The organism is Georgenia sp. Z1491 (genome assembly GCF_049856175.1).
Classification (GTDB): domain Bacteria; phylum Actinomycetota; class Actinomycetes; order Actinomycetales; family Actinomycetaceae; genus JB111.
Genome location: NZ_JBNDNA010000010.1, coordinates 68721 through 93464, shown reverse-complemented (window position 1 = coordinate 93464; position 24744 = coordinate 68721). Strand labels below are relative to the sequence as shown.

Sequence of the window (24744 nt, the reverse complement as noted above, 5' to 3'; positions counted from 1 at the left end):
GGGGACACGTGGGCGACCTCGAGCTCAACGGGCTCAGCAAGGCGTACGGCAACGTCCGGGCGCTGACCGACCTGTCGTTCACCGTGCGGGCCGGGGAGATCTTCGGCTTCGTCGGATCGAACGGCGCGGGCAAGACCACCGCGATGCGGATCATCCTCGGCGTCCTCGCCGCGGACTCCGGCGAGGTCCGGCACGACGGCAGCGTCCTCGACCTCGACGCCCGGCGTCGGGTCGGCTACATGCCGGAGGAGCGCGGCCTCTACCCGAAGATGAAGGTCGGCGAGCAGCTCGTCTTCCTCGCCCGGCTGCACGGCATGTCGAAGCAGGAGGCGACCTCCGCGATGGAGAGGTGGACCGAGCGCCTCGGCGTGGCCCACCGGCGGGGCGACGACGTCGAGAAGCTCTCCCTGGGCAACCAGCAGCGCGTGCAGCTCGCCGCCGCCCTGGTCCACGAGCCCGAGGTGCTGGTCCTCGACGAGCCGTTCTCCGGCCTCGACCCCGTCGCGGTCGACGTGATGAGCGACGTCCTCAAGGAGCGCGCCGCCGCGGGCGTCCCCGTCATCTTCTCCTCGCACCAGCTCGACCTCGTCGAGCGCCTGTGCCACCGGGTCGGGATCATCGCCGCGGGCAAGATGGTCGCGCTCGGCACGATCGACGAGCTCCGCACGGTGGGCCAGCCGGTCTGGCGGGTCGTCGTCGACGCCGAGGGTCTGGACCTCGCCCCGATCGCCGGCTCGGTCCCCGGCGCCGTCGCCGAGAACATCGAGGTGGGGGCCGGCAAGTCCGCCGCGCAGGTCATGCTCCCCGAGGGATCGGCCGGGGCCGAGCAGGCACTGATCACCGAGGCGCTGCGCCACGGCCCCGTGGTCGAGTTCGGTCCGGTGCGCCCCGCGCTCGCCGACCTCTTCCGCGACGTGGTCTCCGACAGCTCCGCCGCGGAGAAGGACGGCAGCGCCGGGCGCGACGGGCACGAGGACGCAGGCTCGGGCAGGAAGAAGACGAAGGAGGCGCGTCGATGAGCGCGGTCGGTCTGGTCATCAAGCGGGAGCTCCGCACGCGGCTGCTCGCCAAGTCGTCGATCATCTCGATGATCGTCATGCTCGTCGTCATCCTCGCCGCGGGCGTCGGCTACAAGATCTGGGACTCGAGCCAGGGCGAGGACACGGGCACGGTCGTGGCCGTCGAGGAGTCCGCCGCCTCGCTGGTGCCCTACCTGCAGACGACGTCGAGCACGCAGGACGTCCCCCTCGACATCCAGGAGACCGCCGACGGCACCTTCGCCGAGGAGCTCGAGCGGGACGAGGACCCTGCCGAGATCGTCGTCTCGCGCGACGGCGACGCGCTGACCGTCCACGCCCGCACCGACCCCGACCAGCAGCTCCTCGGGACCGTCGCCGGCGCAGCGCAGACCGAGGCGCTGAGCACGCAGATCACCGAGCTCGGCGGCGACCCCGCCGAGGTGCAGGGTGCGATCGCCGCGAGCGCCCCGCAGGTGGAGATCCTCGAGGGCGCGGCCACCGGGTTCAACAGTCCCGACTTCGACGGGCAGGCCTACGCCGCCGGGATCGCGACGATCTCCCTCATGCTCTTCGCCATCCTCACGGCGGGGGCCACGGTGGCGACCGGCGTCGTCGAGGAGAAGACCTCCCGCGTGGTGGAGGTCCTGCTCGCGACGATCAAGCCCACCCAGCTGCTCACCGGCAAGGTGCTCGGCATCGGCCTGTACACGCTCGTCTACATGGTGGTGATCGTGGGCGGCATGATCGGCGCCCTGGCGATCGCCGGGCTCCTGCCCTCGCTGAGCATCCCGATCGGCACCGTCACCGTGTGGGCGTTCGTGTGGTTCCTCGTCGGGTTCGGGATCTGGACCGTGGTCTTCGGCGGCTTCGCCGCGCTGGTCTCGCGCCAGGAGGAGATCGGCTCCGTGACGACGCCGCTGATGTTCGCCCAGTTCGTCCCGTTCTACGTGGCCATGTACCTGGTCCCGAACCAGCCGGACTCGCTGCTCACGCAGATCCTCGGCTACATCCCGTTCCTCTCGCCGTTCATCATGCCGATGCGCCAGGGGTTCGGAGCCAGCACGGTCGAGGCGCTGATCGCCGTGGCGATCGCTGCAGCGACGATCCCGTTCCTCATCTGGATCGCCGGCCGCGTCTACCGTCGCGGCATCCTGCACACCGGTGGGCGACTCAAGCTGAGCGAGGCCCTCAAGGGCTGACGGAGGGGCGGCCGAGGGGCTGGGGGCTGCCCGAGGGGCCGACGGCACCCAGGACGGCGGGGGCGGGCGCGGATGCGGCCGCCCCCGCCGTCGTCGTTCCCGCGTCTGGTCCGCCGTCGCCGTCGCCCCCTCGTCCGCCCCCCCCTTCGTCGTCCCCTTGCCGGTCCCTGTCGGCGAGTCAGCCGGGTAACTCTCGAGTCAGTCGACCCGGGGGACTGCCTCGGTGGATTGCTGATTGACTCGGCGACGACGCAGCACAGCGCGGCCCAACGCGTCTGCCCCGCCGGCATCGTCCGACCGGACAGCGCTCGCTCGCCCGTGGGACGGCGGGGTTGTCTCGACGTCGAGTAATCTCTCGCCATGGAGGAACGGGGCACCGACGAGGTCGACCGCATCGTGGCGGCCTGGCGTCGGGAGCGGCCGGACCTCGACGTCGCGCCGCTGGAGGTCTTCTCCCGCGTCACCCGGCTCGCCCGCCACCTCGACCTCGCCCGACGGCGTGCGCTCGCCGGCCCCGACCTCGAGATCTGGCAGTTCGACGTCCTGTCCGCGCTGCGCCGCGCCGGCGCCCCCTACCGGCTCACGCCCACGCGGCTCGTGGCCGAGACGCTCGTGTCGTCCGGGACGATGACGCACCGCATCGACAAGATGGTCGCGGCCGGGCTCGTCGAGCGCACCCAGGACGACGCCGACAAGCGGGTCGTCCACGTCCGCCTCACCGAGGAGGGACTGGCCCGCGTCGACCGGACGATGACCGACCTGCTCGACGCCGAGCGCGGGCTCCTCGCCCAGACCTCCCCGCGGGACGCGGAGGCGCTGGCCGACCTCCTGCGCTCCCTCACCGCCCAGTTCGAGCCCGACCGGACCGAGCGGCACTGACGAGAGGCCCGCGTGCGCGCGATTGCGCCGCGCGCAACCCGGCCTTTCCTCCCGCGTCACGACGCCGGCGCCGCCGTCCCCCTACCGTGGGCGGCACAGCGGCGCGGCACCCGGCCCCGCCGGACCGGCAGCGACGAGGACCCCATGAGCACCTACCGGATCGCAGTCGTCCCCGGCGACGGCATCGGCACCGAGGTCGTCCCCGAGGGCGTCAAGGTCCTGCGCGCGGCGGCCCAGCGCTTCGGCCTCACGCTCGAGCTCGAGGACTTCGGCTTCGCCAGCGCCGCCTACTACCAGGAGCACGGACAGATGCTCCCGGACGACTGGTTCGAGACCCTGCGCACGTTCGACGCGATCTTCTTCGGCGCCGTCGGCTGGCCGGAGATCGTCCCCGACCACGTCTCGCTGTGGGGCTCGCTGCTCCAGTTCCGCCGGCACTTCGACCAGTACGTCAGCCTCCGCCCCGTCAAGCTGCTCGAGGGCATCCCCTCGCCGCTGGCGGGCCGCGCGCCCGGCGACGTCGACTACCTCGTGGTCCGGGAGAACACCGAGGGCGAGTACTCGTCGATCGGCGGGAAGATGTTCGAGGGCACCGACCGCGAGACCGTGGTCCAGGAGACCGTGATGACGCGTACCGGCGTCGACCGGATCCTGCGCTACGCGTTCGAGCTGTCGCAGCAGCGGAAGAAGCACCTCACATCGGCCACGAAGTCCAACGGCATCTCCATCACCATGCCGTACTGGGACGAGCGGGTCGCGGAGATGGCGAGGTCCTACCCCGACGTCGACGTCGACAAGTTCCACATCGACATCCTCACCGCCCAGGTGGTGCTGCACCCGGACTGGTTCGACGTCGTCGTCGCGTCGAACCTGTTCGGCGACATCCTCTCCGACCTCGGCCCCGCCACGACCGGCACCATCGGCATCGCCCCGAGCGCCAACATCAACCCCGAGCGCACGTTCCCGTCCCTGTTCGAACCGGTCCACGGATCGGCCCCGGACATCGCCGGGAAGGGCCTCGCCAACCCCATCGGACAGATCTGGTGCGCCGCGATGATGCTCGACCACCTCGGCGAGACCGAGGCGGGCACAGCGGTGGTCGAGGCGTTCGAGGGGGTCATCGCCGAGGCGGAGACACTCACCCCGGACCTCGGAGGCACGGCCACGACCGCGCAGCTCGGCTCAGCGATCGCGGAGCGCGTCGCGCAGGGCTGACCCGGCAGGCACTACCGGCGCCGAGCTGGACCGCGCCGCTTCGAGCTCGACCGTGCTGAGGTCCAGCTCGGCGACCTCCTGCAGCTGGTCAGGTCCGGCCGAAGAAGTCCAGCATCTCGGCGAGGACCTGCACCGGTGCCACCTCGGGCAGGTAGTGCCCGCAGTCGACGGCGCGGCCCGAGATCGACTCGGCGACCTGGTCCCACAGGGCGAGCGGGCCGAAGAGCCGCCCGACGACCCCGTGCCTCGCCCACAGCACCCGTAGCGGCACGGAGGTCCGGCGCCCGGCCTTCCGGTCCGCGCGGTCGTGCTCGAGGTCGATGCCGTTCGCCGCGCGGGAGTCGTTGGCGGGCCCGGACGCGTTGCTCTCGCCGTCGAGGCACGCGACGTACTCGTCGAGGACCTCCGGCGGGAACGGCCCGAGGCCGGCGTGCCGGGCGCCCATCACACCCTCGACGTAGCCGCGGGGGTTGGCGCCGACCAGCGCCTCCGGCATCGGGGCGGGCTGGATGAGGAAGAACCAGTGCCGGTACGCGCTCGCGAGGTCGCGGTCGGTGGCCTCGTACATGTCGAGCGTAGGCGCGACGTCGAGCAGCATCGCAGCGCTCACCCGTCCCCGGTGGTCCACGACGAGCCGGGCGGCCACGGGTGCGCCGCGGTCGTGACCGGCTACCGCGAAGCGCTTGTGCCCGAGCGCGGACATCAGCTCGACGGCGTCGCGCGCCATCTCCCCATTGCTGTACGCCGCGTGGTCGGGGCCCGGGTGAGGTCCAGGGGTGAGAAGTCGGCGAACACCGCGGGGCTCCTTCGCTCGTGGACTCGGCACGGGCACCGCCCGCAACCTCGAGGTTAGGGTTGCCTCCAGCGATACGACAGCGCGGTCTCCGCACACGGTGCTTGCGCACGAGGCAAAGGGGTCGGACGTGGCGGCGGACGTCGACGATCTCGAGTTCTTCGCCGTCCTGGCCTCGGCCGGGACGATGACCGCGGCGGCCCGCCACTGGGGCATGTCCGTCTCGGCCGTGAGCCGGCGACTCCGCGGGCTCGAGGAGCGGCTCGGTACGCCGCTGGCGCACCGGCGCGCACGCGGCCTGGAGCCCACTGCCGAGGGGCGGCGCTACGCCGAGCGCGGCGCCGAGCTCCTGCAGGCCGTCCGCGACCTCGAGGAGTCGCTGCACCCGGACACGGCCACGCTCGCGGGACCGCTGCGCGTCATCAGCACCGTGGGGCTCGGTCGCGCGCACCTCGCTCCGCTGCTGCGCGAGCTCCACACGCTCCACCCGGGGCTGGAGATCCGCCTCGAGCTGTCCAGCCTGCCCCTGGGAGCCTCGCTGCCGGGCTTCGATCTCGCTGTCCGGGTCGGCCGCGTCCCGGACTCCACGCTCGAGCTGGCGCCGCTTCTGCCGAACCGGCGCATCGTCGTCGCCTCCCCCGACTACCTGGCTGCGCACGGCACCCCGGCCACGGTCGACGACCTCGCCCGTCACGCGTGCCTCGTGGTCCACGAGGGCGAGCGCGACGGCTGGGAGTTCGAGCTCGACGGGCGCGAGGTGGTCGTCCCGGTGAGCGGGCCGCTCACCTGCACCGACGGGCTCGCCGTCACGCAGTGGTGCCTCGACGGCGCCGGGTTGGCCATGCGGTCCACCTGGGACGTCGCTGAGCACGTGCGCAGCGGGGCCCTGATCCAGGTGCTGGCAGACGTCCCGACGCCGGAGGCGAACGTCGTCGCGCTGCACGCCGCCGGTGGCCGTGCACCGGCGCGCGTGCGCGCCGCCGTCGAGCACCTGCGCCGGGGGCTCGCGAGCCGGTGCGCGCCCCTGGCCGGCTGACCGACGGCGGACGGCGGACGGCGGACGGCGGACGAACGTGCGTGGACGACCGTGGCCACCGCCGCCCGACCGGTCCCCGAGCGGGCGGTACGCTGGCGGGCAGCACCGAGACGTCGAGAGGGGACAGCGCGTGAGCACCGGGATCGAGGCGGGCACCGCCACGGGTGCCCCCGCCGTCGCGCCGGACGTCCAGGCGACCGCCCCGTTGCCCAGGCCCGCGCGAGCGGCGTCGTCGGGAGTCGGACCTTCGCGAGCGGCGTCGTCATCGCCGGTGGCCACGCCCGCGGGCGCTGCGCCGTCGGGAACCACGCCCGCGTACCCCGTGGACTCCCGCGAGACCGCGGCGGACCGCTTCATGCGCCGCCTGCTCCGCGTGCGACGCACGAACCGCAACCTCGACGCGGCGGCGCACCGGCGCCTGCGGCTGTCACTGTTCGTGTCGGCGATCCGCTGCGTCGTCACCTACGTGCTCATCCCGGTGCTCGTCCCCCTGCTGAGCATCGCCGGCGTCCTCGCGGCACCGGTCGGCATCGCGTTGTGCGCGGTGGCGGTCGTCTCCGGCATCGCCGCGCTGCGCAGGTTCTGGGCGACGGACCACAAGGGGCGGTGGATGTACACGTGGTTCATCGCCGTCGTGTTCCTCGTCCTGGCGGTCGGGCTGGTCGCCGACGTCTCGCACCTGGTGTCGGCATGAGCGCGCGGCGCGAGGCGGGCCGGCGGCACGACGCCGTCCCCGTGACGTCCGAGGAGATCGGCGACGGGGCGCCCGGCCGTGACCCGCGCGACGACCCCGACCGACCGGACGACCTCGAGCGGCGCGAGGACGTCGACCACCCGGACCTCGACGACCTCGAGCATCTCGACGACGACCCGGACGACGTCCCCGAGGTCAACGCCTGGTTGACCATTGTCATGTTCGCCTTCTTCGTCGTGACGACCGTCGGCTGCTACTTCCTTCTCGACGGCTGGCACTGAGCCCGGCACAGGGCCTGAGGGCCCGTAGAGTCGCCACATGCAGGTCGACGTGCTGGGCCCGATTCGGCTCCGCACCGATGCCGGCCGGGCCGTCGAGCTGACCGAGCGCCAGCTGCGGACCGTCCTCGCGGCGCTGGTCGCCTCCGAGGGGCGACCGATCACCGCCGACACGCTGATCGACCGGCTCTGGGGTGACCGCCTCCCGGCCGCCCCGCCCAAGGCCCTGCGATCCAAGCTCTCCCGCCTCCGTACCGCACTGGACCGGGCCGAGACCGACGGCCGCCGTCGCCTGCGGCACACCCCGGCGGGCTACGTCCTCGACCTCGACCCCGACGCGGTCGACGCCGGCAGGTTCCGTCGCGCGATCGAGCGCGCCCGCCACCTGGGTCCGTCCCGCCGTCAGGTGGCCGAGGTCCGCGAGGCCCTGGCGCTGTGGCGCGGCGAACCGTACGGAGATCTCGCCGACGACCTCTGGCTGGCGCCCGTGGTGGCCGAGCTCTCGAGCACCCGCGCGGACGCCGTCGAGCTGCTCGTGGAGGCGCTGACCGAGACCGGTACGCCCGAGCAGGGCATCGACGTGGCGACGAGCACCGTGGCGACCCACCCCGCGCGGGAGCGCCTGGTCGCCGCGCTGATGCGCGCGCTGTACCAGGCAGGGAGGCAGGAGGAGGCGCTCGGTGCCTTCGAGGCGCTGCGCCACCACCTCAGCGTCGAGCTCGGCCTGGATCCGGGGCCGCAGATCCGCACGCTGCACCAGCGCATCCTGCGCCACGACCCTTCGCTGGCGACGTCGCCGGCGGCAGCCGCCCCACGGGCATCCCGTTCGCACCTGCCCGCCGAGACGGAGCCTCTCATCGGTCGGCGCGAGGAGACCCGTCGGATCGCCTCGCTGCTGGCCACCGCCCGTCTGGTCACCCTGACCGGGATCGGCGGCGTGGGCAAGACCCGCCTCGCGCTGCACGGGGCGCGCAGACACCAGGCGCACACCGACGGCGACGCCTGGTTCGTCGACCTCACCGAGCTGTCCCGCTCCGGCGACGGGGAGCCGCCCACGGGAGAGCGGCTCGCCATGCTGGCAGCGACCGTGCTCGACCTGTCCGGGCGCGAGGCCGGCGGCGGCGCCATCGATCTCGTCGTGGCCGCACTCGGGGCGCGCTCCGGGCTGCTGGTGCTCGACAACTGCGAGCACGTCGTGGACGAGGCCGCCGCATTCGCCGGCGAGATCCTGGCGCGCGCCCCGCAGGTGCAGGTCCTCACCACCAGCCGGCGGCCCCTCGGTCTTCCCGCGGAGCGGCGGTACGACGTCGCGACCCTGAGCACCGAGCCGGGCGACGGCGAGGTGCTGAGCGACGCGGCGCGGTTCTTCGTCGCACGCGCCCGGGCCGGCGACCCGGGCCTCGTGGTGGACGAGGATGCGGGGGTCGTCATCACCGAGCTGTGCCGTCGCCTCGACGGCCTCCCGCTCGCGCTGGAGCTGGCCGCGAGCCGGATCCGGGGAATCACCGTGCACGAGCTGCTCGAGAGGCTCAGCGACCGGCTCCAGCTCCTGCGTCGTCCCGGCGGAGGCGTGCCCCGGCGGCAGCAGACGCTGCGCGGGACGATCGGCTGGAGCTGGTCCCTCCTCGACGACGCGGAGCGGACGGTGCTGCGCCGGCTCGCCGTCCATCCCGGAACGGTCACGCTCGAGGCGGCCGAGTCGATCTGCGGAGGTGCCGCCCCCGGGACCGCCGGCCCGGCGGCCGGCCGGTCGGGCGACGTCGCGCAGGTCGTCGACGTCCTGATCGGCCTGGTCGACTCCAGCATGGTCAGAGCGACGCCGACACCCACGGGCATGCGGTACGGGCTGCTGGAGTCCATCTCGGCCTTCGCGGGAGAGAAGCTCGACGAGGCCGGCGAGCGCGACGGCGTCGCCCGTCGCCATCTGGACCACTACCTGACGCTCGCGTGCGAGGTCGACCGCCGGCTCCGGGGCCCGGACCAGCAGCGCTGGCTCGCCCTGATCGACGCCGACAGGACACAGCTGCGCCATGCCTTCGACGAGGCCACGCGACGTCGCGACGGTGCCAGCGCCGTGGCCATCGGCGTGGCGACGTTCTGGCACCACTGGCTCGCCGGGCGTCACACCCGCCTGCGCGACGACCTGCTCAGGGCCGTCGACCTGCCCGGACCACGGGACGACGGCTACGCCGCCGCCATGTCCTACGCGACCTCCATGCAGTTGAGCCGCCACCCCGGCGAGGAGGCCCGCATGGTGGCCGAGGCGCTCGAGCTCTTCTCCGGCCACGGGCCGGCCCGGGCGCGAGCGCAGTGGTTCGCCGGCATCACCCTGCTGTCCCTGGGCCTGCGCGCAGACGGCGAGCGGCACGTCGACGAGGCCATCGGCGTCCTCGCCGACGCCGGCGAGGAGTGGGACATGGCAGTCGCCGCGAGCCAGCGCGACTGGTTCCTCGTCGCCAGCTCGTTCGACGAGCCACGCGGCCTGCCCGACGGGCGCGATGCCGGGGCCGTGCTGCGTGAGCTCGGCGACGGGTACGGGCTGTCGCAGGTCGTGGCCCTCGACCACCGTGCAGCAGAGGCTCGCGGCGACCACGTCCGGGCCGGTGAGGCCGCCCGCGAGGCGCTGCGCCTCTCCCTCGACCACGGACTCTGGGGCCAGGCGTCCGAGTACTTCAGCGCCACGGCGACGGCCGCCCTGCGCTCCGGGGACGTGACCACGGCACACGCACACCTCGCCCGGGCCAGGACGTTCGCCGCCGACACGGTGTACCAGCGCGGTTCCCTCTTCGCGGACGGCGCCGCCGCGATGCTCGCTCGCTACGAGGGGGACCTGCCGGCTGCCCGTACCGCGTTGGAGCGCTGGCTGTCCCGGGGCGGCGTCGACATCACGCACGCCGTCGGCTCGCATCTCGAGAGCGGCTTCCTCGCGGTGCAGCAGGCGGACCTCGCTCGTGCCGAGCAGGACCTCGCGACCGTGCGTGACCTGCTGCCACCCTCGACCGACGTCCCGGTGGTGGCCGGCGTCCTGGAGCTGGCGGCCGCCGTGCGCGCCGAGAGCGGCGACGCCGCGTTCGCCGCCGAGCTTCTCGGCACGGCCGCCGCCCATCGGGACCGGAGCGGCGTACCCCTCTCCGCGCCGGCGACGCGGGACCTGTCTCGGACACACGCACGCCTCGTCGAACAGATTCCCGCGGACCAGGTGGAGGCCGCCGCCGCACGGGGGCGGACCATCGACACCGGCCGGCAGCTCACGGCGATCTTCTGACGTGACCTGACGCCCGACGAACGGTGCCCGGCGGACGACGAACGGTCCCCGGCGGACGACGAACGGTGCCCGGCGGACGGCGAGCCGAGCCAGCCACGCCCCGCCGACGCGCCGCCTCGCCGTCAGTCGCCACCCGTGTCGTCCGTGGCCACCGGTGATCGGACGGCCGGCGCGGCCGGCGGCGGGGCATCGCCGCGCTCGCTCGGTGGCGCCACCGGCAGGCCGTCGGGCTCGTCCTCCGCAGGGAGGCGCACCCCGCGCAGTCCCCGCGCGACCAGCACCAGCAGGACGGCGGCCACGACGAGTGCCGCCACCACCGACCCCGTCGTGCCGTGGGCCCAGGCGTCCTCGGTCACCGCGTGCAGGTCGCCGCCGAGCGCGCCACCGATCCCGTCGGCGACGGCGACCGCAACACCGGGGCCCTCGGTCGCCGCGTCCAGGTGCGCCGGGGACAGGCCCTCGGGCGCCCCGGATCTCAGGCTGCGACCGAAGATGCCGAGCGCCAGACTGCCCAGGGCCCCGATCCCGGTCGCGGCGCCCAGGCTCGCGCTGACGTCCTGGAGCGCGGCGGCCGGACCGGACTTCCGCATCGGCACGGACGTGACCATCAGCTGTGCCCCCAGCACCATGGGCGGACTCGAGCCGAAGGCGACGATCGACAGCGCCGCGGTGAACGCCGCGGGCGACGGAACCACGGTCAGGGCGACCAGGATGAACCCCAGCCCCACAAGGCCGGTGCCGATACCGGCGACCATCACCGCCGACGGCGTGAACCTGCGGGTGAGCAACGGCGTCACGGCCGTCGCGACGATCGCCGCGACCCCCGGGGCCGCGAGCATCAGCCCGAGCGTGCCGGTCGGTATCCCGAGCACGATCTGCAGGTGCTGCACCAGCACGAGATCGATCGTCAAGAACGCCACCTGGATGAGCAGGAAGGCGATCGCCAACCGACGCAGCAGCCGAACCGCGAACAGACCGAGGTCGAGCAGCGGGTCGGTCAGGCGCCGCTGCCTCCGGACGAAGAGCGCACCGAGGACCAGTCCCCCGCCGACGGCCGCGGCGTGGGTGGCGGTGACGCCCCGGTCGGCGATCTCCTGCAGGCCGTAGACGACCAGCATGACTGCAGCCATGGACATCACGACGCTGGTGATGTCGATCCGGTCGGTGGTCCGCTCGTGGCCGCCGGGGAAGAGCCACAGCCCGCCGACCAGAGCGACGACGGCCACCGGGACGTTGACGAGGAACACCGAGCCCCACGAGAAGTACTCCAGGAGCGCGCCGGTGAACGGTGGCCCGAGTGCTCCGCCCACGGGGAAGGCGCCCATCACGACGGCGAAGGCGATGCCACGATGCTCGGCGCTGGTGAACATCGAGCGCACCATGGCGAACACCGCGGGGGTCGTCGCCGCCGTCGCCACCCCGATGAGGGCCCGGGCGACGAGCAGCACCTCCACGGTCGGGGCGTAGGCGGCCAGCGCCGACGCCGCGCCGTAGAGCCCGAGTGCCATCAGCACGAGCACGCGGGGGCCGAGGCGGCCGGTGAGCCAGCCCATGGTGACGAGCGTGCCCGCCGCGACCAGCTCGCCGATGTGCACCAGCCACAGCGACTGCGTCGAGCTCGGCGCCAGGTCCGCGCTCACCGCCGGCAGCGCGAGGAAGAGGGCGGTGAAGTCGGTGGCCATCATGACCACCGGCAGGCCGAGCATGACGAGCGCGGCCCAGTGCCGCCACGTGGTGCCCGCCGGTGCCGACCTCACGCGGTATCGAACGGGTAGGGGCGGGCCGTCCGCGCCTCGCGCAGCGTGGTGGCCCACCAGGCGAGCTGGTCGAGGAGGCCTGCGGCGAGCCGGTCGGTCCCCGCGGCGTCGAGCGGCAAGCCGTCGTGATCGAACGCCTCCCAGAAGTTCGCGAAGGCGATCGAGTCCCGCAGGGTCACGGCATGGAACTCGGTGAACACCCCGCGCAGCGCGTCGACGGCCTGCAGGCCGCCCGTGATTCCTCCGTACGAGACGAAGCCGACGGGCTTGAGCTGCCACTCGGTGTAGAAGCGGTCGATGGCGTTCTTCAGCGACGCGGGGTAGGAGCGGTTGTACACCGGCGTCACGACGATGAACGCGTCGGCGAGCGCCAGCCTCTCTCCGAGGCGGCCCACGGTCTCGGGCACCTCCGGGGCCGTCGAGCCGACGTCGACGGGCAGGTCGTGGTCGGCCAGGTCGATGAGGTCGACCTCGAGCCCCTCCCGCCTGCGTACGTGCTCCGTGATCCAGCCGGCAGGCACCGTGCAGAAGCGGTCGGTGCGGACGCTGCCGACGACGACGGCGACCTGCGTGGTCGTATCGGTGTGCGCCGCCGTCGCGGATCGGGTGCGGGAGTGCTGATCGTGGTCGAGCTGGACAGCCATGGAGCGCCTCCTCCTGGTTCGGGTGTCTCGGTCGACATCGACCCTGGCCACGGAGGGTTGTCTCAGGGTTGCGGGAAGGCTGCGGCCCGGCCGGAGGGCTCCTGCCCCACGGTTACGGTCGAGCTCACCGGGGACGAGGAGGACAGCAGATGCTGAACGGACGCGGCCCGGACGGCCGGTACGTCCTGGTCGTCGGGGGCACCGGGATGCTCCGCCGGGCGGGCCACGAGCTGATCGGGCGCGGGCACGGGGTGCTGGCGGTGGCACGCCGCCCCGCGCGCGGGGCTCCGGTCGGGGACGGCCCCGGTGAGTACGTTCCCGTCGAGGCGGACTGGCGCCGGCCCGAGGCGCTCGGCGACGCGATCCGTACCGAGCTGCTCGGCCGAGGCGTCGCGTCCGGCGCGATCCTGGGCGCGATCGTCTGGGTGCACTCGCCCCACCGGCAGGCCGTCCTGGACCAGCTCGAGGGTCTGCTCGAGCCGGGCGCGACCGTCCTGCAGGTCTGGGGCAGCGCAGCCTCGGACCCCCGGGAGGTCATGGCGAACGACGACGGCTGTGCGGCGCGTCCGTGGCGGGCACGGCACCTGTTCCTCGGCTACCACCTGGACGAGAGGGGAGCCCGCTGGCTCACCGACGAGGAGATCTCGAGGGCCGCAGTCCGGGCGTGGGACGGGGACGGCCGGCCTTCGCTCGCTGGGCAGGTCGACCCGTGGGAGCACCGCCCCTGAGCGGGTGGCGGTCGTGACGAGCGGTGCCCACGCCCCTCACCCGGGCAGCACCTGGGTCGGCAGCCTCCTAGGCGGTCGGCACCGTCGAGGGCTCCCGGCCGGCGACCCGGTCGATGGCACGCAGGTAGGACTCCCGCTGCGGCCGCCAGTCCAGCACCGCGACGGCCCGCTCGCGGCCACGCGCGCCCATCTCCGACCTGAGCCGATCGTCGTCGAGCAGCCGCTCCACCGCGTCCGCCATCGCAGGGAGGTCGCCGTCCGGGACGTAGAGCACCGCGTCGGCACCGCTGACCCGGGTCTCCTTGAGGTCGAAGGCGACCGAGGGCAGGGCGAAGGCCATGTACTCCATCGTCTTGTTCATCGTGGACAGCTCGTTGAGCGGGGTCGCCCCGTCCGGCCCGATCCCGACGTCGGCCTGGCTGAGGTACTGCCCGATCTCCTCGGGCCCCACCCGCCCGGTGAACTCCACGTACGGATCCAGGTTGAGCTCCGTACTGAGCCGGCGGAGGTCGTCGAGGCTGTCCCCGAAGCCGAGGAGCGCGGCCCGCACCGTCGTCCGACCTCGGCGGTGGACCAGCTCGTCCATGAGGTGCAGGACGACGTCGACGTCGTCCTGCGGCCCCATGATCCCGAGGTAGACGAGCAGGTGGTCCGCGCCGCGGCGCACGTCGACCGTCGGAGCGGTCGGCCGCATCCGCGTCGTGTCGGGACCGCTGCGCACGACGCTCACCCGGTCCTGCGGCACGTCGCCGCGACGTCGGGCTATCTCCGCGTAGGACTCGTTGGTCGAGATCACGTGGTCGGCCGTGCGGAACGTCCTGCGCTCGAGCCACCTGAGCGCGGCGAGCTGCATCCGACCAGCCACCGACCTCGGGCTGCCGAACCGCGAGAGGAACAGCTCCGGGTTCAGGTCGTGGTGGTCGAAGACGAACCGGACCCCGCGCATCTTCCACAGGTGGGCGAGCAACCAGTAGGTGTCCGGCGGGTTGCACGCCTGCAGGACGTCGAAGCCGCGCTCGCGACGGACCCGCAGGCTCAGCCAGGCCGTCCGGAGCCAGGAGTAGGCGAACTCGTACGCGAACCCCGCGGCCCCCTTCGCCTCGGGCGCCGGCCGGTACTTGTACAGCGCCACGCCGTCCACGTCGTGCCGTGCCGGGTCCCCCGGCCCCTTCGGGCAGATGACGCTCACGGTGTAGCCGTGGTCGCGCAGCGCCTGGCACTCGAGCCACACCCTGCGGTCCAGCGGGACCGGCAGGTTCTGGACGATGATGAGCACGCGCTTCTTCGCCTCGTGAACTCCCATACGGAATTGTGACGCACCGGGGCGGCCGGCGGCAGCCCTTCAGCCGCCGCGCACAGGATCGTGGGTGTCGATCCAGAGGTTCGAGTCGTCCCAGTCGCTCTGGGGCCCCAGGTTGGCGACGGCTCCGTAGTTGTGGTCCGGTCCGAGCACGTTGTCGCGGAAGGTGCACGCCGCGCCGTCGGTCCCGCCCCCTCCCCCGTTGACGGTGTAGTTGCCGCCGTTGAGGTAGTTGCCCTCGACGAGGCAGTCGGTCACCGGTCCGTCGTCCTCCCCGAACATGAAGGCCGCGTTGCCGAGCACGTCCTGCTCCGGGTTGTAGACCTCGAGCGCATTGCCCCGGATGACGATGCCGCTACCGGAGACGACCTGAATCACGTCGGTATGGTTGTCGCCGACCTGGACCAGCTGGTGGATGAGCGAGTCCTCGATGGTCACGTTGCTGCCGGCGATGCGCGGCCCCTCGGCGACGTTGTGGATGTGCACCCGGCGCAGGGTGTAGCTGCTGAACGCGACGGCGGCATCAGCGCGACCCTGGCCGTCGATCTCGGAGTCCTCGACCACGAGATTGCTGCCGCCGGAGACCCGGATCGGGAAGTGTCCGGTGTTGAGGATCCGGGTGTTGCGGATCGTCACGTCGTCGGCCTCGACCGTCACCGTCCCCGTGATCTCCAGGCCCTCGACGACCGCTCCGTCCTCGTCGATCGTGAGTGATCCGGACTCCTCCAGCTCGATCCCCTCGGGCACACCGGTCGTCGTCTCGTCGGGGAAGTCGGCCCGCGTCGGCGGCGGGATCTCCGGCTCGGCGTCGACAGCGACGTCCTCTGCGGAGTCGGGCACGGCCTGCGGCTCCACCGGCGCGTCGGACGACGAGCACGCGGCCAGGAACAGGGCGGTGGTGACGGCCAGAAGCCCACCCGTTCGTCGATGCGAAGCAGCCATGTCGGCTCCCTGGGGTCGGACCTCGGTCGGCCCGGACGCGCTGGACCTACCACCTAGTCAAGCGTGCCGCAAGTCCGGGGTCAACGGTCCGCCGACCGGAGGCTGCTACGTTCGCCGTCGTGGACCCTGTGGCCAGTGTGATCATCCCGGCACTGAACGAGGCCGGGACGATCGGCACGCAGCTCGGTGCGCTCGCCCGCCAGGAGATCGACGCCGACTGGGAGGTCGTCGTCGTCGACAACGGCTCCACCGACCAGACCGTCGAGGTCTGTGAGTCCTTCGCCGCCACCCTCCCGCTGAGGGTCGTCACGGCCGAGCGCCCCGGCACGAGCGCGGCGCGGAACCGGGGGGCCGCCGAGGCCTCGGCCGACCTGCTCCTGTTCTGCGACGCGGACGACCAGGTGTCCCCGGGGTGGGTGAGCGCCATGATCGCCGCCCTGGACCAGCACGACGCGGTCGGCGGCGGCATCGAGAACGACCTGCTCAACGGCGAGCGGCCCGGCTACATGCCCCGGCATCCCGACCGTCTCCCGGTCGTCGCCGGGTTCCTCCCGAGGTCGATCAGCGCGAACCTGGCAGTCCGTCGCTCCGCCTTCGAGGCGGTCGGCGGTTTCGCCGAGGACTACACGTACGGCTCGGACGACACCGAGTTCTGCTGGCGGCTGCAGCTGGCGGGGTTCAGCCTCGGCTACGCCCCCGACGCCGTGGTCCACTACCGGCACCGCTCCACGCTCCGGTCGGTGGCGGTGAAGGCCTTCAAGGCCAACCAGTCCCGCGGGCGCCTGTTCCGTGACTACGGCCCGCAGGGCATGCCGCAACCCCGCCTGGTCGGGGTGGCCGGTCGCTGGGCCCGCCTGGCCGTCGCGCTCCCCGGGGTCCCGTTCTCCCCCCGGCTGCGCTGGTGGTGGGTGGAGCAGGCCGCCGGCGCCGCGGGTCGGGTCGACGGCAGCGTCCGGCACCGCGTGCTCTACCTCTGATCCGCGCCCTACCTCTGAGCCGGTGGCCCGGGCCGGCGCGCCATCCTCCGCAGGTGCACGCCCACGCGCAACGCCCGCACGTAGCTGAACGCGGCGGCGTACCGCACCCGGCCCGGGGCGTCGGTCGGGGCCGGTCGGGACCCGCCCCAGACGCGCAGCCAGATCGACATCCCGCCCCGCGCCTCCCGCCAGGCCCGGCGCGCCAGCGCCCCGCGACCGAGGTGCTGGGTCCGGTCGGCGATGCCGTTCGCGACCCGTACCGACTTGCGCCCCAGCTCCCGCCAGGTGCTCCGGGCAGGATGGTCCACCACCACCTGCGGTGCGAACACCAGGCGGCCACCGCTGCCGACCAGGCGGGTCCCCCAGTCGGTGTCCCCTCCCGACTTCAGTCTGGCATCGAAGGGTCCCACCCGGTCGAAGACCTCCCGGGTGACGAACACGTTGGCGGTCGCGGCGAACGACCACTCCTCGACGTACCTGCGCTGCTGGAACTCGTTGTGGGCCTCGAAGTGCTCCGGACCGGTGCGCCGGTGCGGCCCGTGCGGGAAGAAGATCTCGATGGCGCCTCCGATCGCGTCGGGGCGGGGATCGGCGTGCAGCGCTGCGACGCCGAGACGCAGCCAGTCGGGGCGGGGCACGCAGTCGCTGTCGGTGAAGGCGAGGACCTCGCCGGTCGCCTCGAGCACCCCGGTGTTGCGCGCGGCGTAGGAGCCACGGCGGGCCTCGTGGAGCAGCCGGAACCGGGGGTCCTCCGGCACGGCGGCGGACACGTCCTCGCTCGAGGCGTTGTCGACCACCAGCACCTGGACGCGGTCGGCGGGGTAGTCCTGACGCTGCAGCGCCGCCAGGCAGCGACGCAGGGCCGGGACGTCGTTGTAGACGGGAACGACCACGCTCACGGTCGGGTGCGTACTCATGCTCACCAGCCCTCTCGCCATTCTCGACGACGTCGCCAGCTCTCCTGCCAGTGCTGCGCGGGATGAGCTCGCCGACCACCGGCGGGACGGAACCTCGCCCCCACGGCGCGCAGGCCGGTGCCGGCGACCAGCAGCTGTGCGGCCAGCGCCCCGAGGGGGCGGGGGTAGTGCCGGCGGTAGGTGGTCGCCCGTCCGCGCAGGACGAGGGGGAGGCGGTTGGAGCCGGCCGAGGAGGAACCGACCTCGTGGCTGTAGATCGCCTCCCGCGTGACCCGGGGCGACCAGCCCGCCCGGCGGGCCCGCAGGCAGAGGTCGACGTCCTCGCCGTAGAGGAAGTAGCTCCGGTCGAAGCCGTCCAGCGCGTCCCACACCTCGCGCTCCACGAGCATCATCCCGCCGCTGACGACGGGGACCGCCCGAGAGGTCTCCAGCCAGTCGCGGCCGGACTCGGGGTCGAGGACACGGGAGCCGGGAAAGACGCTCGACGCACCGGAGGCGAAGCACAGAGCCGACCACATCGTCGGCCGTCCCATCCAGGACTGGTGGTCCGTCCCGCCGTCCGGCAGCACGGACCTCCCCCCGACGATGCCGGCCCCCGGATGGCTGTCGGACGTCCGGACCAGGGTGTCGATCGCGGAAGCGTCCACGACCGCGTCGGGGTTGAGGAAGAGCAGGGCGGACGCCGTCGACGCCTCGGCCCCGGCGTGGCAGCCCACGGCGAAGCCGTCGTTGTCGTCCCGCAGGATCAGGGTCAGCCGGTCCGAGATCCCGGAGACGGCGTCCGCGACGTCGTCGTCGGACCCGTTGTCCACGACGATGATGCGGGCGTCCGGGAACCTCTCCAGGGCGGGCTCGACCGACGCCAGGCAGGTACGGATGTCGTCCGCGCTGCGGTAGGTGACGATGACGACGTCGAGCCGGGCGCTCACAGCGCGCCCCTGGCCCGCTCGCGGGCCCACCGGCGGTAGGAGGCCCCGGCCCGGGCCCGCCCGGCCCCCAGCCACGACCGCCCCCGACGCAGCCCGGTGGACGCCACCCTGACCGGCAGCCGGGTCAGACGTCGGGCACGGAAGGTGGCACGGTGCAGGTGCTGGCGCCAGGTCGGGTCGCCCAGCAGGGAGGCCCGGGGCAGGCCGAGGAACGGCTGCCAGCCGGCTTCGTAGGACATCTCGCCGACGGGCACGTCACCGGTGAAGTCCTGCGGCGGTCCGACGAAGCCGTAGATCTGGTCGAAGTCGGGAGCCTGCCCGTCGTAGCGGTGGCTGAACTCGTAGTCGACGAGCCGCAGCTCGCCGCCGGGTTCGAGGAGGAAGTTCTGCGGCTTCGCATCGATCAGGTCGAAGCCGCGCGCGTGGACCTCGCGGAGCACCCGCATCATGTCGTGGGCGACCCGCAGCGGCACGAGCCGGCCGTCCGGACGGTCCGGCAGGTCGGCGAGGCCGTTGTCGAACAGCTCGGTCTCGAACCAGTTGGGGCCGACGTCCAGCAGGGTGGGGACGGCGGCGACCACCGGGCCCAGCTCGCGCATGGTCGCGACCTCGCGCTCCAGGTGTCGCGCTCCGTGCGGGGCGAAGGTCTTGCGCAGCACCCGCCGGCCGTCCTCACGCTCGACCACCTCCACCTTCGCGCGGCGCCCTCGACGCAGCACATCCACCACCGGCACGCCAGTCCGGTAGTCGTCGCGGCGGCGGGCCACCTGCGCCCTGAGCTCGGCCGTCTCCTCGGGCAGGGCGAGGGAGAGGTACTCCCAGGTCTCGAACTCGTCGTCCGAGGAGTGCACGGGGTTGAACGACTGCGCGGCACCGACGCGCGCCTCCACCAGCTCCCGCATGTCGACCTTGACCTGCAGCACGTCGCCGTTGGTCAGCCGTGGGTACCGCGCCAGCAGCGAGCTGTTCGGCGGTCGGGGGCCGTAGTGCACGGCGACGACGACGAGGACCGGGTCCCCGCCGCTGAGGGGGTAGGGCCCGCGCCCCCAGTTCCCCCCGCGCACCAGCTCCACCGAGGCCTGACGGGCCGCCCCGGACAGCTCGCGCACCGCGAGGATCTCGAACTCCAGGGACTCGATCACACCGAGCACCTCGGCCTCGTCCAGGACCGAGAGCGTGCGCTCACGGACGAAGAACACCGTCGGCTCCGGCAGCTCCGCCGGCTGCTGGTCGGCCGTGGGGAAGAACCGCCGCCGGACCCAGGGATTGTCCTCGGCGAGCCTGCGCAGCGTGTCCAGCGGTGGCCGCCAACCCTGCTCCTCGAGCACCGCGTCCACGTCCTCCAGCCCCGTGGGGAAGTCCCGGCCGAGGGAGGCCGCGACCTCTGCGAGCGTCGCCGCGTAGTCGTGGTCGGGCCGCGGCTCCTGGGCGACGAGCGCGGAGGCCAGGCCCGAGGCGGGGCCCTTGTGGTAGACCGCGTGGTAGGCCAGCGAGTGGAGGTGATCCTCCGCGGACGGCACCCTCGCCCCGCTGACGTGCGTGTCCGCCCGTTCCAGCATCCGCGTGGCCAGCCGGGGCGGGTAGTAGGCCATCCCCCGGTAGTCGGCCCCCTCCAGGCCGGTCTCGCTGTAGATGTCGACCGGGATGGTGCCGGGCTCCTCGGCGAGGATCTCGTGCAGCCGGTGCAGGTGCCGGTCCGCGACCATCAGGTCGAGGTCCTCGCCCGGGGCCAGGTCCGGCAGCTGGTCGAACCAGCGCAGGACGACATAGTCCAGCCCCTCCTGCTGAAGCCGCCGGATGAGCCCGGGCACGCCGACGGCCTCGGAGAGGTAGTGCCGTGGTCGGGGCCGTCGGACCGGCTGGGCCTCGTAGACCAGGAACCGGCTCTCCCCGCACGTGCGGACCCCCAGCAGGCGCACCCGGCGCAGGAGCCGCGAAACGGCGAGCGCACCCCAGGTCTCCACCCGGGCCGACGGCGAGGTCAGCTCGACGGCGATCCGACCCACGTGGGAGAGGTCCCTCAGGCCCCACACCGCACGGGCGACGGGTGCCCGCAGGATCAGCAGGTCGGTGTCGTGGCGGAAGGCCTGCTCCGGCGCGACGACACGATGGAAGCGACCGGCGTACCGGTCGGGGACGTCGTCGAGGAAGGCCTGGTCCTGCGGCAGCACCAGTCCGAGGTAGCGATGCGCCCCGACGGCGGCGAGGGCGTCCGCGACTCCTTCGTCATGGACCCCGACGTCCAGCACCCGGGACGCCGGCGTCACGAGCCGCTCGAGCGTCACGGACGCACTCTACGACAGCCGACCACCCTCGAGAGGCCCTTGCGGCGTTCACGCGGCGTCAGGCGGGAGCGTCCGGCCGGGACGGCCGCCCGGAGGTGGCGGGAGGGCTACGCTCACCTTCCGATGGGCGTTCCGTCCCCCCAGGAGGCACCCCGTGACGAGCTCTCCCCCACAACCTGCGCAGCCCTCGGACCGGGGCGGCGGCGGGCGGCTCGTCGTGGCGCGGCGCGCCCGACGTGCGTGGCGTGAGCTGTCGCCCTTCTTCCGTGGGTCCGGGCTCCTGCTCACGGCCCTGGTCGCCGTGTCGGTGCTGGCCGGGCTCAGCGAGGCGGGCCTCCTCGCTCTCATCGCCGCGGTGGCGGCGGCGCTGTCCACCGGCGAGTCCGAGGTCACGCTCGGCCTCGGGCCGATCACGCTCTCGTCGGGCGTCGAGGTCACGTTGCTCGCCGGCGTGGGGCTGGCGCTGGTGCGCGCCGGGCTGCAGCTGCTGCTGGCCTACATCCCCGCCCGGCTCGGGGCCAACGCGACCGCCGACCTGCGACGCCGGCTGTTCGACGCGTTCACCCAGGCTGCCTGGCCGATCAAGGCGTCGGAGCGTGACGGGCACTTCCAGTCGTTGATGAACGCCCACATCACCTCGACCAGCCTGGCCATCGTCAACATCGGCAACGGCTTCTCGGCGCTGTTCACCTTCGGCACGATGCTGGTCTCCGCCCTGGTCCTCAACCTGACCGCGGCCCTCGCCCTCAGTGCGAGCTCCCTGGTCCTCTTCCTCGCCCTGCGCCCGCTGGCGCGCCGGCTGAGGCGGCACGCCAAGGCGCTCAGCGGGGAGAACATCGAGTACTCGAAGGGCGTCCAGGAGATCGTCCTCGTGGCCGAGGAGACCGAGGTCTTCGGCGCCTCGGACACCTACCGGTCCGGGGTCTACGAGACGATCGACAACGTGCGCCGGCCCCTGCTGCGCACCCGGTTCCTGTCCGCGGCGGTGCCCGCGGTCTTCCAGAGCGCGGCCCTGCTCCTGCTCATCCTGGCGCTTTTCGCCGTCTCCCTGACCGGGGTGGGGCAGATCGCCACCCTCGGGGCCGTCGTGCTCATCCTGTTCCGCACGCTCACCTACGCGCAGCAGGTCCAGACCGCGGTCACCAGCCTCGACGAACGCATCCCCTTCATGGAGCGGCTCGCCCGGGCGCTGCACAGGTACGAGGCGAACCCCCAGCAGGACGGCGAGAACGACCTGCCCGAGATCCGCACGATCGGGTTCGACCAGGTGCACCACAGCTACCGGTCCGACCGGCCCACGCTGACCGACCTCAGCTTCACCGCGGGCCGCGGCGAGGCCATCGGCGTCGCCGGACCCTCCGGGGCCGGGAAGTCGACCGTCGTGCAGCTCCTGCTGCGGCTGCGCGAGCCCACCGGCGGTCGGGTCGAGGTCAACGGGACCGACGTGCGCGACTTCCGGCGCGACCAGTGGCGGCAGCGGGTGGCCTACGTGCCCCAGGCCCCCCAGCTCGTCTGGGGGACGGTCGCGGACAACATCCGCTTCTTCCGCCCGCACCTGACCACCGAGGACGTCGAGGCGGCCGCCGCACGGGCCAACATCCACGAGGAGATCATGTCCTGGCCGCAGGGCTACGACACCGTGGTGGGCCAGCGCGCCTCCGCCGTCTCCGGCGGTCAGCGTCAGCGGCTGTGCCTGGCCCGCGCCCTGGCCGGATCGCCCGAGGTGCTGATCCTGGACGAGGCGACCAGCGCGCTGGACGTGCGGTCCGAGGCCCTGGTCAACGACTCGCTGAGCCAGCTGCGCGGGTCGGTGACGATCATCCTGGTCAGCCACCGCCCCTCGGCACTGTCGATGTGCGACCGGGTGATGGTCCTCGTCGACGGCCGGTTGCAGAGCATGGACGCGCCCTCGGTCCTGGCGTCCAGCAGCGCCTTCTACCAGGAGGTGACCCGGCTGTCGGGCGGTCGGCAGAGCTGACCGGGCCCCGCGGCGGAGCCGACCGGCCCGGACGGGCGCGGCCGCCCACCCCCGCGGCTACGCCTGGCCGGTCACCACGACCCCCGGCCCCGCAGCCGTCGTTGCACCCGCTTGACGAGGTTGCGCCGCCTGAACCGCCACCCCGAGTACTCCCGCAAGTCCAGCGACGCGGCCTGGACAGCGACAGCCGACTCGTGCTCCTGCTGGGCCCACTCCGCCACCGTGGAGATGCCGAGCGCCTGCGCGGTCAGTGGCATGCGACGGTGGAAGCTCTCGTCGTCGGGGAAGAGGGTGTGCGGCGAGCGGGGGTCGTCCAGGTTCTCCTCCCGGACGAAGGGGTAGAGCCAGCCGTTGACGGCGCCGTGCCTCGCGAGCTCGATGCAGTAACGGGTGAAGGACTGGCCGTCCCTGATCGGACCGTGCCGCTCGACGAGCGCACGGGGCAGCAGGTAGCCGCTGCCCTGGACCCAGTGGTTGCGCAGCAGGCTGACACCTGAAGCGAACGTCTGGATCTTGCGCTCGGCCAGCTCCGGCACGAAGTCCTCGTCCCGGAAGCGCCAGCAGCCGATCGCCCCGAACTGCGGGTCGGCACGATGGGCGTCCCGCAGCTGCTGGATCCACCCCGGCTCGGGCATGCAGTCGTCGTCGACCTTCGAGACGAAGGCTCCGTCGCTCTCCTGCCACAGCCAGTTGGTCGGCGGGCGGAGCCGGACGTTCTCGCGGCTGTGGTGGAAACGGTGGACCCGCGGGTCGGCGGCGAACGACCGCACCACCTCGAGCGTCTCCTCGTGGTCCCCGTTGTGCCAGAGCCACACGCGGGTACTCTCGTCGCACGTATCGAGCAGATGGGGCAGGGTCCGCCGAACATGCTCCGGGCTATTGTAGGTAATCATCAGCACATCGACGTCTGATCGCATCGGCCCGGCCCTCTCGTAGGGAGATCGAGGCTCCACCGGCGGAGTCACCCGTCTCCCCCTCGTGTGGGGACCGAGCCTCCGTCGGCGGAGTCACCCATCTTAGGAGCATCGCTCGTATGGACCTGTTCTCGATAGCCGGGGCGATGATCCGACGCTGGTACCTCACGATCCCGTTGCTGCTCCTCGTCGCCTTCTTCGCCTATCGGTCCTACGCGGCGGTCGAACCCCTCTACATGTCCACCCGGTCAGTCGTGGTGCTGCCGAGCCTGCCGGAGGAACCAGAGGTGGGGTCGCCGGTCGACGAGACCGAGGACCCGTCGGAGCCCGACAACCCGTACTCCGGACAGGGCGGCTCACGCTTCGCCGTGGCCGTCCTGGCCCGCAACATCAACAGCTCCGCCTTCGAGGAGCGCCTCGGCCTGGACGAGAGCCTGGAGCAGGAGTTCGAGGCCAACAGCTCGAGCGAGCAGCCGATGATCCACATCGAGGCCACCGCCCCCAGCGAGGAGGCCGTCCACGACCTCCTGGAGACGGTCGTCGCCGAAGCATCCGTCGTGCTGGACGAGTTCCAGGCCGAGGCCGGCGCACCCGAGGTCACCCGGTACCGCATCGCCCCGGCGGTGCCGGCGGGCCCGGTCGAGGACGTCACCCCGAGCCGACTGCGAGGCGCAGGGGCCATCGCCGCCCTCGGGGGCGGGCTCACCGCCGTCGTCGTCGTCGGACTCGACGCCCTCCTGGCGGCCCGGCTCCGGCGGCGCCGGGCCGCGACGGAGCAGGGCGAGAACGACGGCGCGCCGGACGGTGGCGACCACCTGCGGGACGACGACGCGCACGAGCAGACGCGCACCGGCCGCGCCCGGACCGGAGCCCGGTCCGGAGCGCCCACCGCAGCGCCCACCGCAGCGCGCACCGGAGCGCGCACCAACCGTGCCAAGACCGGAGCGCGGCGGCGGTCGCGCTCCGGCAAGGCACCCACCACACCGAAGGACTGA

21 protein-coding genes are annotated in these 24744 nt (G+C 72.9%); 12 read left to right on the top strand and 9 right to left on the bottom strand.

Going from position 1 to position 24744, the window contains the following annotated elements; all coding sequences use genetic code 11:
• Positions 1-8 precede the first annotated feature (8 nt).
• The 4 genes from ACPYO4_RS11390 to ACPYO4_RS11375 all read left to right on the top strand — a co-directional run bounded on the left by ACPYO4_RS11390 (position 9) and on the right by ACPYO4_RS11375 (position 4312).
• The gene (locus ACPYO4_RS11390) at positions 9-1019 is read left to right on the top strand and encodes an ABC transporter ATP-binding protein (RefSeq protein ID WP_425709356.1); all 1011 of its coding nucleotides are present in this window, start codon (positions 9-11) and stop codon (positions 1017-1019) included.
• Positions 1016-2218, top strand: a complete 1203-nt coding sequence (locus ACPYO4_RS11385) for an ABC transporter permease (RefSeq protein ID WP_425709355.1) — start codon at positions 1016-1018, stop codon at positions 2216-2218. The genes ACPYO4_RS11390 and ACPYO4_RS11385 overlap by 4 nt, the downstream gene beginning before the upstream one ends.
• Before the next feature lie 360 nt (positions 2219-2578).
• Positions 2579-3097 carry a MarR family winged helix-turn-helix transcriptional regulator gene (locus ACPYO4_RS11380; protein ID WP_425709354.1) on the top strand — a complete coding sequence of 173 codons (519 nt, stop codon included), beginning with the start codon at positions 2579-2581 and terminating at the stop codon, positions 3095-3097.
• Positions 3098-3241: 144 nt separating this feature from the next.
• On the top strand, positions 3242-4312 hold the full coding sequence (locus ACPYO4_RS11375; protein WP_425709353.1) for a tartrate dehydrogenase: 1071 nt from the start codon (positions 3242-3244) through the stop codon (positions 4310-4312).
• A gap of 88 nt (positions 4313-4400) precedes the next feature.
• Here ACPYO4_RS11375 and ACPYO4_RS11370 read toward each other — a convergent pair whose 3' ends face one another.
• Positions 4401-5321, bottom strand: coding sequence for an alpha/beta fold hydrolase (locus tag ACPYO4_RS11370; protein ID WP_425709352.1), 921 nt, complete (start codon positions 5319-5321; stop codon positions 4401-4403).
• Here ACPYO4_RS11370 and ACPYO4_RS11365 point away from each other — a divergent pair.
• The 4 genes from ACPYO4_RS11365 (at position 5236) to ACPYO4_RS11350 (ending at position 10378) form a co-directional block, all read left to right on the top strand.
• On the top strand, positions 5236-6141 hold the full coding sequence (locus ACPYO4_RS11365; RefSeq protein ID WP_425709351.1) for a LysR family transcriptional regulator: 906 nt from the start codon (positions 5236-5238) through the stop codon (positions 6139-6141). The genes ACPYO4_RS11370 and ACPYO4_RS11365 overlap by 86 nt on opposite strands.
• A gap of 130 nt (positions 6142-6271) precedes the next feature.
• Positions 6272-6835, top strand: a complete 564-nt coding sequence (locus ACPYO4_RS11360) for a hypothetical protein (protein ID WP_425709350.1) — start codon at positions 6272-6274, stop codon at positions 6833-6835.
• Entirely contained in the window at positions 6832-7116 is a 285-nt protein-coding gene (locus tag ACPYO4_RS11355) for a hypothetical protein (protein ID WP_425709349.1), read from the top strand. The genes ACPYO4_RS11360 and ACPYO4_RS11355 overlap by 4 nt, the downstream gene beginning before the upstream one ends.
• Before the next feature lie 37 nt (positions 7117-7153).
• Positions 7154-10378, top strand: coding sequence for a BTAD domain-containing putative transcriptional regulator (locus tag ACPYO4_RS11350; RefSeq protein ID WP_425709348.1), 3225 nt, complete (start codon positions 7154-7156; stop codon positions 10376-10378).
• Positions 10379-10500: 122 nt separating this feature from the next.
• On the opposite strand, the gene ACPYO4_RS11345 is transcribed toward ACPYO4_RS11350, so the two are convergent.
• Together ACPYO4_RS11345 and ACPYO4_RS11340 are read right to left on the bottom strand one after the other, a co-directional pair.
• Positions 10501-12135: an MFS transporter gene (locus tag ACPYO4_RS11345; protein ID WP_425709347.1), complete on the bottom strand. Its 1635-nt coding sequence runs from the start codon at positions 12133-12135 to the stop codon at positions 10501-10503.
• A complete protein-coding gene (locus tag ACPYO4_RS11340; protein ID WP_425709346.1) occupies positions 12132-12779 on the bottom strand; it encodes an NADPH-dependent FMN reductase in 648 nt (215 codons plus the stop codon). The genes ACPYO4_RS11345 and ACPYO4_RS11340 overlap by 4 nt, the downstream gene beginning before the upstream one ends.
• A gap of 149 nt (positions 12780-12928) precedes the next feature.
• On the opposite strand from ACPYO4_RS11340, the gene ACPYO4_RS11335 reads away from it, so the two are divergent.
• Entirely contained in the window at positions 12929-13507 is a 579-nt protein-coding gene (locus ACPYO4_RS11335) for a hypothetical protein (protein ID WP_425709345.1), read from the top strand.
• Positions 13508-13574: 67 nt separating this feature from the next.
• Here ACPYO4_RS11335 and ACPYO4_RS11330 read toward each other — a convergent pair whose 3' ends face one another.
• Both ACPYO4_RS11330 and ACPYO4_RS11325 read right to left on the bottom strand, forming a co-directional pair.
• Complete coding sequence (locus ACPYO4_RS11330) at positions 13575-14810, bottom strand: glycosyltransferase family 4 protein (RefSeq protein ID WP_425709344.1); 1236 nt, start codon at positions 14808-14810, stop codon at positions 13575-13577.
• Between the two features lie 39 nt (positions 14811-14849).
• Complete coding sequence (locus ACPYO4_RS11325; protein ID WP_425709343.1) at positions 14850-15749, bottom strand: right-handed parallel beta-helix repeat-containing protein; 900 nt, start codon at positions 15747-15749, stop codon at positions 14850-14852.
• A gap of 119 nt (positions 15750-15868) precedes the next feature.
• Here ACPYO4_RS11325 and ACPYO4_RS11320 point away from each other — a divergent pair, with 119 nt between their 5' ends.
• Positions 15869-16726, top strand: coding sequence for a glycosyltransferase family 2 protein (locus tag ACPYO4_RS11320; RefSeq protein WP_425709342.1), 858 nt, complete (start codon positions 15869-15871; stop codon positions 16724-16726).
• Positions 16727-16734: 8 nt separating this feature from the next.
• Here ACPYO4_RS11320 and ACPYO4_RS11315 read toward each other — a convergent pair whose 3' ends face one another.
• From ACPYO4_RS11315 to ACPYO4_RS11305, 3 genes are read right to left on the bottom strand one after another with little or no spacing between them, the layout of a single operon-like run.
• Complete coding sequence (locus tag ACPYO4_RS11315; protein ID WP_425709341.1) at positions 16735-17643, bottom strand: glycosyltransferase; 909 nt, start codon at positions 17641-17643, stop codon at positions 16735-16737.
• A gap of 2 nt (positions 17644-17645) precedes the next feature.
• Entirely contained in the window at positions 17646-18572 is a 927-nt protein-coding gene (locus ACPYO4_RS11310; protein ID WP_425709340.1) for a glycosyltransferase family 2 protein, read from the bottom strand.
• Complete coding sequence (locus ACPYO4_RS11305) at positions 18569-20857, bottom strand: hypothetical protein (protein ID WP_425709339.1); 2289 nt, start codon at positions 20855-20857, stop codon at positions 18569-18571. Before ACPYO4_RS11305 ends, ACPYO4_RS11310 begins: the two co-directional genes overlap by 4 nt.
• A 154-nt stretch (positions 20858-21011) precedes the next feature.
• Between ACPYO4_RS11305 and ACPYO4_RS11300 the strand changes: the two genes are divergently transcribed.
• Positions 21012-22835 carry an ABC transporter ATP-binding protein gene (locus ACPYO4_RS11300; protein WP_425709338.1) on the top strand — a complete coding sequence of 608 codons (1824 nt, stop codon included), beginning with the start codon at positions 21012-21014 and terminating at the stop codon, positions 22833-22835.
• Positions 22836-22906: 71 nt separating this feature from the next.
• Here ACPYO4_RS11300 and ACPYO4_RS11295 read toward each other — a convergent pair whose 3' ends face one another.
• Positions 22907-23728, bottom strand: coding sequence for a glycosyltransferase family A protein (locus ACPYO4_RS11295; protein WP_425709337.1), 822 nt, complete (start codon positions 23726-23728; stop codon positions 22907-22909).
• 140 nt (positions 23729-23868) lie between these two features.
• On the opposite strand from ACPYO4_RS11295, the gene ACPYO4_RS11290 reads away from it, so the two are divergent.
• Positions 23869-24744, top strand: coding sequence for a hypothetical protein (locus ACPYO4_RS11290; RefSeq protein WP_425709336.1), 876 nt, complete (start codon positions 23869-23871; stop codon positions 24742-24744).

What these genes read in the sequence shown, in the direction of transcription:
- ACPYO4_RS11385 (WP_425709355.1), top strand. Translation starts at nt 1,016, where the DNA reads ATGAGCGCGGTCGGTCTGGTCATCAAGCGGGAGCTCCGCACGCGGCTG.
- ACPYO4_RS11380 (WP_425709354.1), top strand. Translation starts at nt 2,579, where the DNA reads ATGGAGGAACGGGGCACCGACGAGGTCGACCGCATCGTGGCGGCCTGG.
- ACPYO4_RS11375 (WP_425709353.1), top strand. Translation starts at nt 3,242, where the DNA reads ATGAGCACCTACCGGATCGCAGTCGTCCCCGGCGACGGCATCGGCACC.
- ACPYO4_RS11370 (WP_425709352.1), bottom strand. Translation starts at nt 5,321, where the DNA reads ATGCCCCAGTGGCGGGCCGCCGCGGTCATCGTCCCGGCCGAGGCCAGG.
- ACPYO4_RS11355 (WP_425709349.1), top strand. Translation starts at nt 6,832, where the DNA reads ATGAGCGCGCGGCGCGAGGCGGGCCGGCGGCACGACGCCGTCCCCGTG.
- ACPYO4_RS11350 (WP_425709348.1), top strand. Translation starts at nt 7,154, where the DNA reads ATGCAGGTCGACGTGCTGGGCCCGATTCGGCTCCGCACCGATGCCGGC.
- ACPYO4_RS11340 (WP_425709346.1), bottom strand. Translation starts at nt 12,779, where the DNA reads ATGGCTGTCCAGCTCGACCACGATCAGCACTCCCGCACCCGATCCGCG.
- ACPYO4_RS11335 (WP_425709345.1), top strand. Translation starts at nt 12,929, where the DNA reads ATGCTGAACGGACGCGGCCCGGACGGCCGGTACGTCCTGGTCGTCGGG.
- ACPYO4_RS11330 (WP_425709344.1), bottom strand. Translation starts at nt 14,810, where the DNA reads ATGGGAGTTCACGAGGCGAAGAAGCGCGTGCTCATCATCGTCCAGAAC.
- ACPYO4_RS11325 (WP_425709343.1), bottom strand. Translation starts at nt 15,749, where the DNA reads ATGGCTGCTTCGCATCGACGAACGGGTGGGCTTCTGGCCGTCACCACC.
- ACPYO4_RS11315 (WP_425709341.1), bottom strand. Translation starts at nt 17,643, where the DNA reads ATGAGTACGCACCCGACCGTGAGCGTGGTCGTTCCCGTCTACAACGAC.
- ACPYO4_RS11295 (WP_425709337.1), bottom strand. Translation starts at nt 23,728, where the DNA reads ATGATTACCTACAATAGCCCGGAGCATGTTCGGCGGACCCTGCCCCAT.
- ACPYO4_RS11290 (WP_425709336.1), top strand. Translation starts at nt 23,869, where the DNA reads ATGGACCTGTTCTCGATAGCCGGGGCGATGATCCGACGCTGGTACCTC.